General features: G+C 39.6%; 17 protein-coding genes. 3 read left to right on the forward strand and 14 right to left on the reverse strand.

Annotated features, from left to right (window positions below; translation table 11 throughout):
* Nucleotides 1-44 precede the first annotated feature (44 nt).
* Nucleotides 45-1571, reverse strand: a complete 1527-nt coding sequence (gene lysS / locus JWR61_RS08880; protein WP_301927480.1) for a lysine--tRNA ligase — start codon at nt 1569-1571, stop codon at nt 45-47.
* Between the two features lie 149 nt (nt 1572-1720).
* On the opposite strand from lysS, the gene JWR61_RS08885 reads away from it, so the two are divergent.
* Complete coding sequence (locus JWR61_RS08885; protein WP_301927481.1) at nt 1721-2428, forward strand: DUF4197 domain-containing protein; 708 nt, start codon at nt 1721-1723, stop codon at nt 2426-2428.
* Between the two features lie 42 nt (nt 2429-2470).
* Here JWR61_RS08885 and JWR61_RS08890 read toward each other — a convergent pair whose 3' ends face one another.
* From JWR61_RS08890 to JWR61_RS08900, 3 genes are all read right to left on the reverse strand, one after another.
* Nucleotides 2471-3043, reverse strand: coding sequence for a hypothetical protein (locus tag JWR61_RS08890; protein WP_301927482.1), 573 nt, complete (start codon nt 3041-3043; stop codon nt 2471-2473).
* A 75-nt stretch (nt 3044-3118) separates the two neighbouring features.
* Entirely contained in the window at nt 3119-4285 is a 1167-nt protein-coding gene (locus tag JWR61_RS08895) for a parallel beta-helix domain-containing protein (RefSeq protein ID WP_301927483.1), read from the reverse strand.
* Nucleotides 4286-4841: 556 nt separating this feature from the next.
* Nucleotides 4842-5285: a hypothetical protein gene (locus JWR61_RS08900; protein WP_301927484.1), complete on the reverse strand. Its 444-nt coding sequence runs from the start codon at nt 5283-5285 to the stop codon at nt 4842-4844.
* Between the two features lie 246 nt (nt 5286-5531).
* On the opposite strand from JWR61_RS08900, the gene JWR61_RS08905 reads away from it, so the two are divergent.
* A complete protein-coding gene (locus JWR61_RS08905) occupies nt 5532-6527 on the forward strand; it encodes a hypothetical protein (RefSeq protein WP_301927485.1) in 996 nt (331 codons plus the stop codon).
* Between the two features lie 29 nt (nt 6528-6556).
* On the opposite strand, the gene JWR61_RS08910 is transcribed toward JWR61_RS08905, so the two are convergent.
* The 4 genes from JWR61_RS08910 to JWR61_RS08925 all read right to left on the reverse strand — a co-directional run bounded on the left by JWR61_RS08910 (nt 6557) and on the right by JWR61_RS08925 (nt 10123).
* Nucleotides 6557-7597, reverse strand: coding sequence for a patatin-like phospholipase family protein (locus tag JWR61_RS08910; RefSeq protein WP_301927486.1), 1041 nt, complete (start codon nt 7595-7597; stop codon nt 6557-6559).
* A 68-nt stretch (nt 7598-7665) separates the two neighbouring features.
* A complete protein-coding gene (locus tag JWR61_RS08915) occupies nt 7666-8214 on the reverse strand; it encodes a Uma2 family endonuclease (protein ID WP_301927487.1) in 549 nt (182 codons plus the stop codon).
* Nucleotides 8215-8234: 20 nt separating this feature from the next.
* Entirely contained in the window at nt 8235-9119 is an 885-nt protein-coding gene (locus JWR61_RS08920) for a flavin reductase family protein (RefSeq protein ID WP_301927488.1), read from the reverse strand.
* The gene (locus JWR61_RS08925; protein ID WP_301927489.1) at nt 9116-10123 is read right to left on the reverse strand and encodes a fumarylacetoacetate hydrolase family protein; all 1008 of its coding nucleotides are present in this window, start codon (nt 10121-10123) and stop codon (nt 9116-9118) included. Before JWR61_RS08925 ends, JWR61_RS08920 begins: the two co-directional genes overlap by 4 nt.
* A gap of 105 nt (nt 10124-10228) precedes the next feature.
* Here JWR61_RS08925 and JWR61_RS08930 point away from each other — a divergent pair, with 105 nt between their 5' ends.
* Entirely contained in the window at nt 10229-10903 is a 675-nt protein-coding gene (locus JWR61_RS08930; protein ID WP_301927490.1) for a sterol desaturase family protein, read from the forward strand.
* 18 nt (nt 10904-10921) lie between these two features.
* On the opposite strand, the gene JWR61_RS08935 is transcribed toward JWR61_RS08930, so the two are convergent.
* The 6 genes from JWR61_RS08935 to JWR61_RS08960 form a co-directional block, all read right to left on the reverse strand.
* Entirely contained in the window at nt 10922-11239 is a 318-nt protein-coding gene (locus JWR61_RS08935; protein ID WP_301927491.1) for a hypothetical protein, read from the reverse strand.
* A gap of 36 nt (nt 11240-11275) precedes the next feature.
* Entirely contained in the window at nt 11276-12046 is a 771-nt protein-coding gene (locus JWR61_RS08940; RefSeq protein WP_301927492.1) for a TIGR02757 family protein, read from the reverse strand.
* 253 nt (nt 12047-12299) lie between these two features.
* A complete protein-coding gene (locus JWR61_RS08945; protein ID WP_301927493.1) occupies nt 12300-13439 on the reverse strand; it encodes a cystathionine gamma-synthase in 1140 nt (379 codons plus the stop codon).
* 128 nt (nt 13440-13567) lie between these two features.
* Complete coding sequence (asnB, locus tag JWR61_RS08950; protein WP_301927494.1) at nt 13568-15445, reverse strand: asparagine synthase (glutamine-hydrolyzing); 1878 nt, start codon at nt 15443-15445, stop codon at nt 13568-13570.
* Nucleotides 15446-15511: 66 nt separating this feature from the next.
* Complete coding sequence (locus JWR61_RS08955; protein WP_301927495.1) at nt 15512-16075, reverse strand: DUF2911 domain-containing protein; 564 nt, start codon at nt 16073-16075, stop codon at nt 15512-15514.
* 38 nt (nt 16076-16113) lie between these two features.
* Complete coding sequence (locus JWR61_RS08960) at nt 16114-16710, reverse strand: ACP phosphodiesterase (RefSeq protein ID WP_301927496.1); 597 nt, start codon at nt 16708-16710, stop codon at nt 16114-16116.
* Nucleotides 16711-16712 lie beyond the last annotated feature (2 nt).

Genomic DNA, 16712 nt, shown 5'->3' on the forward strand with positions numbered 1-16712 from the left:
AATCAAATTTTTGATTGGTCGTTATTACTATCGCCGATAAATTATTATTGTTCAAAATTTTCCGGGCGCATCATCGGGAAAAATAACACATCCTGTATTGAATGCTGGTTGGTCAGCAACATCGCAATTCTGTCAATGCCAAAACCAATACCACTCGTGGGTGGCATACCATATTCCAACGCACGTAAAAAATCATAGTCAATAAACATGGCTTCATCATCGCCACGTTCCATCAGTTTGGTTTGTTCTTCAAAACGGGCTCTTTGTTCCAGCGGGTCGTTCAGCTCGCTGTAAGCGTTGGCAATTTCTTTGCCGTTGCACATCAGCTCAAAACGCTCTACCAGGCCGGTTTTGCTGCGATGCTTTTTTGTAAGCGGGCTCATCTCAACCGGATAGTCTGTAATAAAAGTGGGTTGTATGTAATTGCCTTCGCATTTGCTGCCAAAAATTTCATCAATCAGTTTGCCCTTGCCCCATTTGGCATCTGCATGTATGCCCAATTGCTGGCACACAGTACGTATACCTTCTTCATCCATTTCACTGATATCAAAACCTGTAAATTCTTTGATAGAATCATACATGGTGATTCTTTTATAAGGCGCTTTAAAATCAATCTCTTTATCACCCACTGTTACTTTTGAATTGCCGTTGGTGGCCAGTGCCGCCTTTTCCAGCAGTTGCTCGGTAGTTTCCATCATCCATTCGTAATCCTTATAGGCTACATAAAATTCAAGCACAGTAAATTCCGGGTTATGGGTTCTGTCCATTCCTTCATTGCGAAAGTTGCGGCTGAATTCGTACACCCATTCAAAGCCGCCAACAATCAATCTTTTTAAATACAATTCATTAGCTATACGCATGTACATAGGCACATCCAGTGCATTGTGGTGCGTAGTAAAAGGTCTTGCAGCAGCGCCGCCGGGGATGGATTGCAATACGGGTGTATCCACTTCCAAAGCACCCCGGTCGTTTAAAAATTCACGGATGGCATTCATCATTTTAGTGCGTTTGATGAATGTTTCTTTCACGGCGGGGTTTACAATCAAATCAGCATACCGCTGGCGGTACCTGAATTCCGGATCGGTGACTTCATCAAAAGCTTCTCCGTCTTTTTCTTTAACGATTGGGAGTGGCCGCAAAGATTTTGTAAGAATGGAGAATTCTTTTACGTGTATAGAAGTTTCGCCGGTTTTTGTGATGAATACATACCCTTTAATACCAATAATATCACCTATATCAATTAATTTTTTCCAAACAGTTTGGTACAGGCTTTTATCTTCGCCCGGGCAAATATCATCCTGCTTGATATAGAACTGAATTTTACCAACAGCATCCTGCAACACAGCAAAATTGGCCTTTCCCATATCCCGAACACTCATTATTCTGCCGGCGATGCATACATCAGCAAACTGATCTTTATTTTCTTCTCCCTTAAAATTTTCTTTTATAAAAACCGAGGTGGTATTTACCGGGTACAATGCCGCAGGATAAGCGTCGATGCCCATGCTTGTTAAGGTAGCTAATTTTTCCCTTCTGATAACTTCCTGTTCTGACAAATGTGCAATGCTCATGAAATAATAATAGTTGAATATTTTTAAATATTGGTAATCACGCTATAATCTTGCGAAGATACCGCATGAAACTGATTTGTCCACTTACATTGCGGCCTGCCCGATAATGGCAGGATACTTGTCTATATTTGTCTTATAAAAACTTATCTATGAAACAACTTGTTTTGTTATTAACGATTGCATTTACATTTTGCGGTTGCGACGTTTTGCAGCAATTGCCACAGGCTGCAGGGGTAGGAGGAGTTACAGAAAGCGAGGCTGCCACCGGAATTAAAGAAGCTTTAAGCCAGGGATTGGCAAAGGCAGTTTTACAATTAAATAAGGAGGACGGTTTTTACAAAGATGCGGTATACAAAGTGCTGCTGCCGCCAGATGCAAAGAAGATAGAAAATGCGCTGCGCACAGTTGGCCTGGGAAGTATGGTAGACAAAGCCATTTTACAGATCAACCGCGGCGCTGAAGATGCTGCAGGATACGCCAAACCTATTTTTGTTGATGCTATCAAAAATATGACGCTGACGGATGCCATCGGCCTCGTAAAAAATGGCGACACAAGTGCTACCCACTTTTTCAGGGAAAAAACTACAGCGCAATTAATGGCTGCATTCATGCCTGTAATAAAATCATCTCTTGATAAAGTGGAGGCCACCAAATATTATGGCGACATTGTAAACAAGTACAATAGTTTTCCAACCACGTTTACCAAAATAAATCCGGACCTGGCGGGTTATGTTACACAAAAAGCAACCAACGCTTTATTTGACCAGGTGGCGCTGGAAGAAAAAAATATCAGAACAAATTTTGCTGCACGAACAACAGACATTTTAAGAAAAGTATTTGGCGGACAGAGCAAATAATTTTTCTGCTAACTTTAATATTTTCTTTTAGTGGTAATCTCCCTAAAATGGCCCCCATACACCCGAAACCCAGTTGGTACTAGCAGCACCAGCAATAATCGCAACTATGCCTACTATACCAACGGTTAAAATAACGCGACCGAGTACATAACTTCCTGTTGTACGTTTTTTATCTTTCTCAATTACTTCTATTTTTTGAATACTGTCTAACTGAAGTGTATAGGTTCCCAGTGCCGCACCATTATCCTGGGATATATAAAAATGCGCTTCGTTTAATACCATAGAATTCAACGGGTCGCCTTTCTTGTATTTTTTATTTTTATTTGTTCCATTTATCAACAGTAACTGGTGATAAAAAGGTACTGAATCCAATATACAGGCCATCGTTTTTTGATCAGCATTCAGCATTGGGTTCTTCATGTAAAAAGCGTCATTGCCACTTCGCAAAATGAAATACCTTTCAGATTGTTTAAGGCTATCAATTACAGTACTCCTGTTGGTTGGGGCAGCTAAATGAACCTGACTTGCTTTGTAATAATTTTGGCAGGCAGTAAGCAATATTATTGTAACAAACGCCACTGAAATACCGCCATTTAGTTTAGTGTAGTAAAACATAAAAAGTATTTAAAAGTTAAATGAATAGCTCAATGAGTTGGAAGGTTGTTATCATTTTTGTAACCCGCCATTTTTTTATTGATTGCAAACCGGTAGTACCGATGGATAAGAAGTTGTGAATACATTTCTGCTCCAGCAATTATTGGTACCAGATCCATCCCACAAAATATCTGCAGCAGGTAACGGTAATCCCGGAGGTGCTGCGGAACCATTTTGAGTCAGTGTGTTTTCAATAATCTTTGCCCCATCAGGGTTGGGTTCAATATCTGCAAAAGCTTCAGGAGGTAAACCGGCAAGACTGCCAATAATTAAAGTACTCACTGTTGCAATACCTACAAAATTATTGTGGCTGATGGTGTTTTTTTCTATAGTAGTATTATCGGCGCCGACAACCAGTATACCTGAACCGGTTGGTAGAAAAAATTCAAAGCCTCCTTCAGGGTTAGAAAAATTTACCCTGTTATTATCATGAATATAATTTTTTATTACCGAAATATTTGTGGCGGTTTTTACCTTAAGTCCTGGCAGCAGAAATACGAGCAAACCGCCGGCATTGTCATACGACTCATTGAAAGAAGCATTTACATTGGTACAATTTTCAATTTCGAATCCGCTAACATTTGCGAAAGCAGTGTTGTGCTCTACGTCGATATCGCTTGACTGTCCCACATAGATACCTGTATCAGAACTGCCGGTTGCTGAACAATTGCTGATAACACCATTGTGACAAAAAATGGGAAACAATCCATATTCTTTGTTATTAACCGCTTTTACATGATCCAAAATAAAATTATCAACGCCTGTTAGCAGAACGCCATTTTCTTCAAAATTTTGTACGGTTAGATTTTTTAAAACAAAGCCGATTCCCGTTGCGGTAACTTCAATGCCATTTTCTTCGTCACCAGGGTTTTGTAATATGATTTCCTTGCCGTCTTCTTCCATACCGATAAGTTGTATACCCGCTTTATCTACGTGAATGGCTTCGCTGTACGTACCTGATTGAATAAAGATGATGGTACCGGAATTGGCTGTATCTATTGCCGCCTGTATGGAAGCGCCGGTTTTTACTACAATGTGAGGATGCCCGTTATCGGATTTTTCAGCTGATATTAGCTGGTTTTCACTACTTGGTGATACCAGTTCTTTTTTACAACCGGCAACAGAAATTGTGATAACAATAACCACAAAATACAATTGCTGTTTAATAAAAGTTACTCTGTTTTTTGATTGAAAATTTTTCATTTTAACTCCGTTTAAATTTATTGAATAATTAATTAATGCCTTTGGACTTAGAAACAAAACCATTTCTACAAAGAAGTCAGTCGGGTGGCTGTTGGAATGCCGGATAATTTAAACCTGGGTAAAAGATTTAAATTTCTGCAATACATGTATCTATATTGCAATAGCTAAAATATTTTTCACTATTTTATTGCCTTTTAATTCAGCTACGGAAGAGCACTAATAAGACAAAGGATATTGAAATTCTGAAAAGGAAGACTGTATGTAAATATTTTTACAGTTTAGATTAATAATCCCGGGATATAAGTAAGTAGAGAGAAGATCTTTTTTATTTTATTAGTTTTAGATTTTAATAAAATAAAAATGTGGCAGTAAATAATCAAGGAGTACAGAAGCTGGTATTCTGAAAGATAACTGTTGTTAAAGTACAAGCTTGTTTTGTAAAAATGCAAAAGGCAGAATATAAAACATGGGTTAGCATTTATTCTTTTTATTAAAACCTAAACGCCAAACGCAATGCCACCTGCCCCAATGTACCACTCTTTACCCAGGCTTCATATCATCCACCAGCCTCAAAGCCACCGACAAAAGAATAGCCAATACCCGGGGAGTAGACAAATGATGTAAAGCCGTCACTTCCGGTATATATGGAAGCTCCTGCCTGTGCTTCTCCAAAAAATCCATTCTTAAAATAATATTTAAGCCCTGCTTTTAATGGAACATAACCTTCAGAAGATTTCGATCCCGGAAACTTAAATTCACTTTTTACAAGGAAAGCTTCATAACCGGCGGACAAAGTAAAATAGAGATCAGTTGCTGCCGGCACCTCGTATTTAACAGAGCCACCTATTGCGGCATTGTATACCATGCTTGCAATACCGGTTGGTACCGCTATATCCGCACCAATATTAAATTTTCCATGCGCTGATGATTTTGTTGTTTGCGCCACACTGCTAAAAGTTGTTACTGCTAACACCAGTAATGCTAATAATAATTTTTTCATGACTGAAGGTTTTATGGTTATCAATGATTTTGTTTAGTAAAACTACTTTTGGTGGTGGCATATTTAAAATGGAGAAATCGTTTGAAAGCAATTGGTTTAGTAAATAATAATTTTCTGCCACAGGTTGGTAGACGATAGCAGTAAAATTTACTATATTTAAAAGGCATTATTCCTATTTAGTATTTTTTGCCAATAATACACGGCTTCACATGCAGCAATTCCTAAAATATTTTTAATACACAAGCCATGGACAGCAACCAAACCCAGCAATTATTTTTCAACCACATTAAATCCAAATTACCACTGCATTTATCTTTTGTGGATGAGGTTGCAGAATTACTAAACATCAGCAATGACAGTGCCTACAGACGCATAAGGGGAGAGAAACCGATCGGGCTGGATGAAGTACAGATGTTGTGCAATAAATACCAAATTTCTCTAGATCAGTTATTGCAGATACAATCGAACACAGTTATTTTTTCGGGTAATAAATTTGATACCAATTTTGGCCTTTATCAATACCTGCAAGATATATGCAACAACCTGGAATTGTTTAAAAAGATGGAGCAGCCTCAGATTTTTTACTATAATAAAGACGTTCCGGTTTTTCACTATATGCAATATCCTGAATTGAGTGCGTTTAAATTTTTCTTCTGGAAACGCACATTGATTGGTTATCCTGAACTGGCGAAACAGCAGTTTACAGGAGAAGAATCCAGCATTGATATTTTGGAAACAGCGAAAAAAATTATTGAACACTATACAGAAATTCCCTCAACCGAAATATGGAACGAGGAAAGTGTCCATGTTACTATCAGACAGATTGAATGGTACCGGCAGTCGAATATTTTTGCCAGCAAGCACATACTGCTAAAGGTATATTTGCAATTGGAAGAATTGCTAAACCACATAGAGCTGCAGGCGGAAACCGGAAAGAAGTTTTTGTACAATCAATCCCTTTCCCCTGCCAGTGCACCTTATGATGTCTACATCAACGAATGTCTGATTGGCGACAATACCATTTTTGTAAAAGCCGGGGAAAGGCAGATTACTTTTCTAAACCATAATGGCCTTAATTTTATTGGCACACAGGATAAAAGCTTTTGCGATTATACCTCTAAAAATATCCACAATATTATCAGGAAATCTTCCCATATCAGTGTGATAGGCGAGAAAGAACGCAGCATGTTTTTTAACACGCTTCGGGGAAAAATTTATGAGTGTAAAAAAAATCTTCAATAAAAAATACGAAAATTACGCGTTTGTTTTAATCAATTGTGCGCCTCTAAAAAATCAACCGTTGCCTGCATACCGTTATTGAAAAGCATTTCCTTTTCTGCCGGTTTCATTTTGCGGATTCTTGCGCTGAGCGTTCCGTAACTCACATATATCGTTCTGTTTTTTTCATTTTCCCTGTCGGGATACTTTTGGTTCAACGTTTCTATAATAAGGTTATTAAAGGCATGAATGTATTCTTTGAAAGAGCGAATCTTATATGGAGGAATACCACTGCTATTTCTTTTGAGTGAATCAATTTGTGCAGGGCGCTCCAGTTTAATGCCCAGTGTTTGCGGGTTAAAAGAGAGTTTATCTGATTGCAACGGGTTTAAATTGTTTTCGCTGCTGTCAAAAATACTGATAGGGTAATTGGCAAGCATGCCGCCATCTACATAATAGTTTTTAAAAGAAATGGTATCGGCTTCGTCAATTTTCTGATACTGGTCATCCAAGATAACGGGCTCAAAATACATGGGTATGGCGCCGCTGATTCTTACTGCAATTGCGATGGGCATATCAGGTGTATGCTCGTAGGAAAAAATATCCAGCTGCTGTTTGCTTAAATTAGTACCGGTACAATAAAAATCTTTGTAAAGATTATTTTGCAGGTGAAGTGCATGTAACTGGGCAAAAGTAAGATTACTATTGCCTGTTTTAAATTGAATCAGTTGTTGTACCCACAACTCAAATTTATGTCCTTTATACAGGCCATATTTGTTTCTTACCCTGCGGTATTTACCAACGATGCCGCCTTTACCGTCGTTGAATTTTTCAACAGGTAAAAAGCGCATGATGCTGTCCACTTCTTTGGCGCTGTATCCAACGCTGATCATAACACCGGCAATGGCTCCGGCGGATGTGCCTGCTACTTTATCTATTTGTTGTAAAATATGTTTTTCCTCCAGCACTTTAAATGCGCCTGCATAAGCCAATCCGCGTACACCACCGCCTTCCAGCACCAGGTTTTTGTATGGGTATTGTTGCTGGGCCAGGCCGATGCAGGGAAACACCAAGGCGAGAAGAAGTGTCTTCATACAGTGAAAATAAAAAATAGCATGGGTTGAAAAAGTTAAATACTGATTAAAATTTATTGGAACTATTTTTATTCCCATATTCCTGTCATCAGCACATCGGCCTGGCAGCCGTCATCCATATTAAACGTATAATTGCCGGTGGATGCTATTTTATCCAACTGATATTTACCTTCTCCATCAAGGTGATAAATTTCTATTTCGTTTTTATCAACATCAACAATTATGTAATAAGGAATTTTTTGTGACTGGTAAATGTAAAATTTATTATTTCGGTCTTTCATCATTGTAGCTGGTGAAAGAATTTCGACTACGATGGTGGCTGCAAAATCAAGAAAAGGTTTGAGTACTTCCTTACAAATTACCACAGCATCCGGTTGTACAACCGTGTCGTCAGAAACTTTTATATCAATAAAATTGTACACCCTGCAATTGTCACAACCAGATTTTTTGATACCATCCTTAAGTTGATAGAGCATATTCGCACTAACCCATTGGTGCCTTAATGACGGCGCAGGGCTCATAGCATAGGGGATACCTTCAATGATTTCCCAACGGCCTTCCCACTGGCAGTAGTCTTTGTATGTATAGTGAGGTAATATTTTTACTGCTGATGACATGGAAACAAATTTACAAAAAATTAATTTAAGGCCAGCAACACCTGCCATGCGTCGTCAACCTTACCTTCATTCAATAAGCGGGCGGCATAAATATGCAGTTCTTTTTCCATCTCATCGGGATTGATAGCGTAATATTGAATGATGTTTTTAAGCGTGTCATCATAAAAAGCCGGATCAACCAGGGGCTGAAGGCTTACATTTGCTAATTGCCCTAAATGGTTTCCTGTGAGTATATCACTATTTTTTATTGAATCCGGCAATGCATCTATACCAATGCCCAGCTTGGTGTTGGGCTTTTCTACTGTAAACAAATTGCTTTCATCAACTTTACAATACCAGTCGCCTCCAAGTCTCGCCACCAGTTGTAATTTTGTCTGATCTATTTTTCCATCACCGGTTAAAATATCATCTGCGATATGTATTATCTGTACTTGTGCAATAATTAAATTTCCTGCGCCGCCTTGATCACCTAATGGTTTTATTTCAGTAACAGTGCACTCTAATTTGATTTTACTTTGTTTAACCATCGGCGGTTTAACCTTCGTTGCGGTTTCCATTGTAAAACCTGCCTTTTCAAATTCATTAACACCTTTTGCAAATTCGCAACTGGCTAATGACATTTGTTGCACCATGTCATAGGTCACAATATTGATCACCACTTCAGGCACTTCCATTATGTTTTCCAATGTATGTTTGGTGGTATTATTTCTTCCCCTGCGTACCGGTGAAAAAACTACAACAGGTGGGTTGTAGGAGAATAAATTAAAAAAACTAAAAGGGCTTAAATTAACGTTACCTGATTTATCGATAGTGGAAGCAAAGCAAATAGGCCTGGGAGCAACTGCAGTTTGCAGGTAATGCTGCACTTCAGCCATACTGCTATCTTTCAGGTATACTGTTTTCATAATTTCTTGAGATCCAATATAGAGAAATCACTTTCATCCTTTACAATTGTATTGGTCAGTTTACCAAGACCTTCAATTTCCATTTCCACCACATCACCTTCTTTTAGCCACTGTTCTTCATAGTTAGGATCACTTAATTTTCCGGTGCCATTTAATTCTAAAAAACAGCCGGTGCCAACTGTTCCGCTGCCAATGATATCGCCTGCAAATAGCTGCACACCATAACTGCAGCGTTCAATTATTTCTGCAAATGTCCACGCCATATCTTTTAAATTGCCTTTACTAATGCGCACTCCGTTCACTGAACAGGTCATATCCAGGTTCCATGACTTGCCTGTGTGGTTTTCGGGGCACGCCACTTCAAATGTTTCCAATTCATCCAGCGTAACCAGCATGGGACCGGTTACGGTTGCAAAGTCTTTTCCTTTGGCGGGTCCGAGGTTTAAACGCATTTCTTCCATCTGCAGTGTCCTGGCACTGATGTCATTCATTATCATTAATCCGCCGATATATTCATCGGCTTCCGCTGCTGCTATATTTTTACCAGCTTTGCAAATTACAATTGCCGCCTCCAGTTCAAAATCAAGTTGTTTTAAATGATCCGGCATACATACCACGTTTCCGGGGCCTTGTATGCAGCTGTGATTAGTAAAATAAAAAACCGGGAACTGGTCAAACTCAGGGATCATTTCCAGGCTCCTGTTTCGCCGCGCCGTCTCAACATGCTGACGAAAAGCATATGCATCGCGACAGCTGGTAGGGTAGGGCACCGGCGCCAGGATGGTAGCATCTTCCATCGGAGTTGTATACACATTGCTTTTTAAGCCGCTCTTAATACGTTCCAGCGCATTTTGTGCTATGGGAAAATAATCATCCCAATAATTTAAAAACATTGCCATACTGGTCGGCAATTCGGGATGTATCGAATCCATGTCGTATAGTACATTCTCTATACACATTGCCAAATGATCATGGCCGTCTTTTAAATAAGTAACTAATTTCATAGTAATAAATCAGGTACGAAAATAGGGTATAAATATTGATATGTAACGCCAATAAGAATAGCTTTTTAATTACATAATAAGTAATTTTACACCAGATTTATTACTATGAAATTCGAAAAAATTCATAACAAAGGGCAGGCGCGGCTATTTAAAAATGAATATATAGAATACCTTACCAAAACTCATCCGCTGGTAATATGGGGCATCTATTTGCCGGTGATTGTCTTTATGTGTTACTACAGTCGCATTGAACTTGGCCTGAAACCAGAGCATATTTTTCTGGCATTTTTTTCTGGCATTTTTTTCTGGACTTTTTTTGAATACATGCTGCACCGTTTTGTTTTTCATTTTATTGCAGCGAACGAGCAGGCGATGAAAATTGTGTACATCATACATGGAAACCATCATGAGTATCCAAGAGACAGGGAACGTTTATTTATGCCGCCGGTTCCAAGCCTGATTCTTTCTTCTACTATTTTCAGCCTGATGTATTTTATTGCCAGACTGATGGACGCAACGGAAAATATTTTTGCTTTTTTTCCAGGTTTTATGCTTGGTTACCTGATTTACGGATCAATGCATTACGCCATACATGCATGGAACCCACCTTATAAATGGATGAAGCCACTCTGGCGCAATCATCACCTGCACCATTATAAAAATGAAAACCGTGGCTTTGGAGTAAGCACTACATTATGGGACCGGTTGTTTGGTACTATGTTCGATCTTTCGAAGGAAAAAGAAGACAAGGAAAAAGTAAAGGACCTGATGTTTAAATAAACTGCTTTACAAAACTGCTCACCATTTTTCTTCTTCGTTTATACCATCTTCTTTTTTTGTAAACTGTTTACGCAACGTAATTTTTTGGAGTTGCCTTTCTATTAAAAGATGGGCAATTATTTTGCCGGCATCCTGCTGTGGATTTTCTTTTAGTACAGCTTTCAATTTAGCTTCATCCACATCCACCCTGTATAAAATATATACCAGGTGATCAAAATTATTTTTTATAAGACCGTTAATTTTTTCTGCCAGGTAGTTTTCAGCTTCCTCCATTTCATTTATCGTGGCAGGTAATTCAAATGTTTGTTGCAGATAAATGTGTAGTTCCTGGTTCATGAAATTATTTTATAACAGCAGGTTGCATAAATGTACTTAGTATTTTTCAACAACGCCTGAACCAAATAAGGCAAAATCATATTTTACCGGATCGGTTTTATCCAGCCTTCTTAAATGTCCGGTCAGTTCCAGCGCCGCTTTCCAGTCGGTATGATTGCCTTGCAGTAAATTAAATCTTTTTGATACCCTGGCTACATGCACGTCAATGGGGCAAATTAATTGTGCCGGCGAAATGTTTTTCCAGATGCCAAAATCTACACCTGCCTCATCGCTCCTTACCATCCAGCGCAAAAACATATTCAGCCGTTTGCAGCCTGAATTTTTGTCGGGCGAAGCGATGTGCTTTTTTGTTCTTTGTGGTATATCGGGCAACGAAAAGAAATAGTTATAAAATTCTTTCAAACCATTTTCGACTGTTATATCTTTTTTACCCATGCCTTTTGTAAAAGCAATTTCCAGGGATGGATACTGCGAATAATGGAATTTAAAAAATTCAACAAAGTACAGCAAGTCGGTAGCGTTAAAAGTCCGATGTTTAAATTGCTCCAGCCTTTTTAAATCTGCCTGGGTGTGCTGCAAACAAAAATCATGCGGTGCATTGTCCATCAGTTGCAGCAGTTCTTTGCTTTTATTGATGATGGTAATGCGGTTGCCCCAGGAAAAGATGGCCGCGAAAAAACCAGCTATTTCAATATCTTCTTTTTTAGAAAAGAGATGCGGTATTGAAACAGGATCATCTTTTATAAAATCCGGCCGGTTATAAAAAATGACTTTTTCATCTAATTCCTTTTTTAAATTCGTTTTCACTTTATCAGGCTGTCCTTATGTTTTAGTGTTTTTAAAATATTTCAACAATGGTGATGATCACCCAATTTACATTTACAATTACTAAAGAGTACGCACCGCGAAAAATGTATTAATTGTAAAAAACAGCATCCAGACAATGCCTAGCCATACAGGATGGCGAAGAACTTTTCAACCTGCCGTTATTATTAACAAACAGTCACCTGCCATCAATATAGTTCTGATCAGCTAATAATTTGACCAGTAAATGTAAGCCTTATCCTATTGCCTGGTTTAAATCGGCAACAAGGTCGCCGGCATCTTCAATGCCAACACTCAGCCGGATTAACCCGTCGGATAAACCATTTTTTATTCTTTCTTCTCTTGGTATGGATGCATGAGTCATGCTTGCCGGATGGTTGATGAGCGACTCAACGCCACCAAGACTTTCAGCCAGGGCAAATATTTTTGTTGAGGATAACACTTTGTTGGCAGCTGAAATGCTGTCGTCCTTTAATTCAAAACTGATCATGCCGCCAAAATCACGCATTTGTTTTTTAGCTATGGCATACCCTGCGTTATCTTCAAAACCAGGCCAGTACACTTTTACTACAGCAGGATGCTGGCTTAAATGGTGAGCGATGATAGCACCGTTTTCACAATGCTGCTTCATTCGTACGTGCAAAGTTTTTATACCTCTTAAAACTAAAAAGCAATCCATTGGTCCAGGCACAGCTCCGCAACTTTTTTGTATAAAATACAGTTTTTCCCTAAGTGCAGCGTCATTCATCATCAGGCAGCCTTGTATCACGTCACTGTGGCCACCTAAATATTTTGTAGCACTGTGCATAACAATATCAGCTCCCGAATCCATCGGGTTTTGCAGGTACGGAGAAGCAAAAGTATTATCAACACAAAGCAAAGCACCAGCCTTTTTGGCAATGGCTGCAATAGCTTCAATATCGGTTATGTTCATCAGTGGGTTGGTTGGCGTTTCAACCCAAATTAATTTTGTATTGGCAGTAATGGCAGCCTGTACATTGGCAGGGTTGGTCGTATCAACATAAATAAATTTGATGTTGTAGCGCTCCCACACTTTGGTAAATAACCGGTAGCTGCCGCCATACATATCACTGGCGGCTATCACTTCGTCGCCCGGGTTAAGCAATTTAATAACACTGTCTGTTGCCGCAACACCGCTGCTGAAAGCAAGACCATATTTTGCATTTTCAAGAATGGCGTAAGCGTCTTCCAGTGCTTTGCGGGTGGGGTTCTGGCTGCGGGCATACTCATAGCCTTTGTTTACGCCAGGCGCTTCCTGTACATAGGTAGAGGTTTGATAAATAGGAGTCATGATTGCCCCTGTGCTGGGATCGGGTTCGGCACCGGCATGTATTATTTTTGTAGCAAGTTTCATGGTATTAATTTTTTAATTATTGCGCACTGCAAAGTAAATGCTTTTGCTGCTACGCTTCTGTTATAGCAATTGTTAACTAATAATAAGTTGGCTATTAAAAGTTGAGTGCAGGTTATTAAATGTTTTTTTTATAAACTGCCGGCAATCATTTGCGCTGCACACAAGTAGCGCCAGTCGAAATTGTTGCTTTCATGCGCCGCTTTGGGGGTTATTTTTTTGTTTAATGAGGTTGCTTTTAAAACGCCTTTATTAACCAATTTTCTTTTTGCTTCCTGTATATAATCCTGTAATATTTCGTTGTGCATCCACTGAAACTGCGGTGGTTCATAGCCTACCTTCTCTTTGCGCCATACAACTTCATCCGGTAATTTCGTATCCATCGTTTTCCGCAGCAACCACTTTGTCCATCCATCATGGATTTTAAAACCCGCGGGCAGGGTGAAAATAAACTGAACCAGTTCATGTTGTAAAAACGGCAACCGTACTTCGGTACTATTTGCCATGCTGTTGCGGTCGGCAAAGCGCAGTAGTTCTTCCAAACCCATTGTTTGGGTATTGAAATATAAAATGTCGTTTAGTTTGGTGATGATTGGTTTGCGGATACCTTCCCATTCCCGTCCCTGTAATCCTAACACAAAATCCTTATTGATGTCCGGCTGTCTTGCACTTTTCAGGTATTCATTTTGTTCTAACTGTATAGACGCATGAGAAGGAAGATAAGCAGCCAGGTAATTGCTGATACCCCACCTGAAGGGTAGTTTATTTTTCAACAGCATCTTTCTTTCCCTGTAGGCTGCAAGAAACCTGCTTTTGCCCGCCAGTTGCTGCAGGTACCAGTGTATATATTTATTGTACCCGGCGAGTGTTTCATCGGCCCCCTGGCCATCCAGCAAAACTTTTACCTGGTGTTGATGCGCCAGTTCAAACACTTTATACTGAGCATAAATACTGCTGGATGGAAACGGTTCTTCCTGGTGATAGCACAGTGTTTTAAAGTCTTTAATAAGGCCCAACGCCGAAGGCTCAATAAAATGCTGTTCTATAGGTCCGTTAGCAGTTGAGTTGGAAAGATATTGTGTAACAGCTTTGATATAACCGGATTCATCTTTTGCAAAACCGGGAAAGATAGCAGAGAAAGTATGAAATGGCTGCCCGGGATGATTGATTGCTGCAAGGATGGAAGAGCTATCCAAACCGCCGCTCAAACTGGTGCCGACAGGTACATCACTGCGCAACCTTCGGTTAACTGACATTGAAAAAAGTTCCCGGAATTTTTCTATTGCGGCATCTGCAGCTATCGGTTGTGCATTGTCTTTATCAAGCTCCCAATAGATATGGGTGCGGTACAGCAAAGTATTGGTATTAAGCTGCAAAAAGCTTCCCGGCGCAAGCGAATAAATGTCCTGAAAAAATGTTTGCTCTTTATCATTGGCATTTTGTACATATCCAAGGGCCAAGTAATTCAGCAGCATTTTGTCATCGGTATTTTTTTCGATACCGACAGCCCAAAGCGATTTCATTTCGCTTGCAAATGCAAACATATTATTTGTAGTGGTATAATAAAATGGCTTCTCTCCAAAACGGTCTCTTGCTGCAAATAAAGTCCGTTCTTTTTTATCCAGTATGGCAAAAGCAAACATGCCGTCAAACTGTTCAAGACAATCTTCTTTCCAGCAGTCATAGGCCGCCAGGATAACTTCTGTATCGCTTTTGTTTTGAAAGCGGTAGCCCATTTTCATGAGCTCTTCCTTTATCTCAATGTAATTGTAAATTTCCCCATTGTAAACAATCGTATACCGGTTTTGGTAATGCATTGGCTGGGCTGCGGCAGGCGATAAATCAAGAATAGATAATCTTCTGTGCCCAAGCCCGACGTTTCCCCGTTGGTTGATCCATTGGGCTTCACCGTCAGGTCCACGGTGAGCAATGGCATCCGTCATTTTTTTCAATCGCTCCCTGGTAACGGCATTCGTATCAGAGCTTATTATTCCCGCTATTCCACACATAGTTGTAAATATCCCAAAAAAATCCCGGCTGCCAGCCGGGATGTGCTATTTTATTCAGTATCATTTTTAAAAACCTATCGGTAAATCTACCCGGCTGTCATCCCAGCCCATAGACAAGATTACACCGGCGGCAGACTTGTCAAATGACATAGAGAAAGATTCCAGTACATCTGATTGTTTTTGAACCGGTAAATCAATTCTTGCAACATCTTTGGTTGCATCGTATTTAAAAGATCCCCAGGTGTCGGTTTCCTTATTGAGGATAATGGTCCATTTATCCTGGTTTGGAATGCAGTATAAGGTGTAGCGGCCTTTCTTTATTTTGGCAGCACCAATGCGGGCCGGACGGTAAAATTCAATCTCTGTTGCTTCATTGGCGCCCAGCCGCCATACCTGGCCGAAGGGTATTAAGTCGCCAAATATAACACGGCCATTTTTCTGCGGCCTGCTGTAAATTACTCTTACAGCAACAGGTTCTGTTGCCTTATCCTGAATTTTTAAAACCGGGTAGCCGGACGGATAATAAGCCATATCCATTGGAGATTTATCTACCGGTGCAAACTTTGACTGTGCCTGTAATGCAGTGTTTAAGCAACAAACAGCGATCGCAAAAATTACTATTTTTTTCATATTAATGTACAAGTGATTTAGTTACAAATATAAAAGATTCAGGTGTTATTCAATTTGTTGAGTGTATCAGCGGCAAATTGCTTTAATTCCGGAAAAAATTCGTTGTAGCAGTTTTGCAATTCCTCGTACTGTTCGTTAAAAATAGCAAAGGCGATGGCTGATTCAGATAAATACGCAGCCCGCCTTGACAAGCCGATAAAGCTCTTTTCGATGCCTTCTTTGAAGCGGTAATTGTATAACCAGTTGTGCAGTTGCATGTGTGGCAATACCTGCAGAAATTTTAAAGGAAGCAAATCAACGTCTGCCTGCAGACTGGCATAAGTAAGCTGGCAAAATGAATTCAATGCTTCTTCGGTGGAAAACTCCCTGGTATCATTGGCTAAAAAATGATCGTACAATACATCTACAAAAGCACCTGCATAGAGCCGGTATTGAGGCCGGAAAAATTGTTTTGCCCGCACTGTCATTCTATGCTGATCTGTAAAGGTGTCAATCTCCCGGTGCAAGGACATTCCCTTTTGTATAACTAAAGGATAATCGAATTTTTTTTTGCCCTTAACATAATCATTGATCATGTTACCTGATAAAATACCGGGTTTGTTAAAAGAAAGATATGCATGGGCTAAAAAATTCATTC

Source organism: Ferruginibacter sp. (assembly GCF_028288465.1).
GTDB lineage: Bacteria > Bacteroidota > Bacteroidia > Chitinophagales > Chitinophagaceae > Ferruginibacter.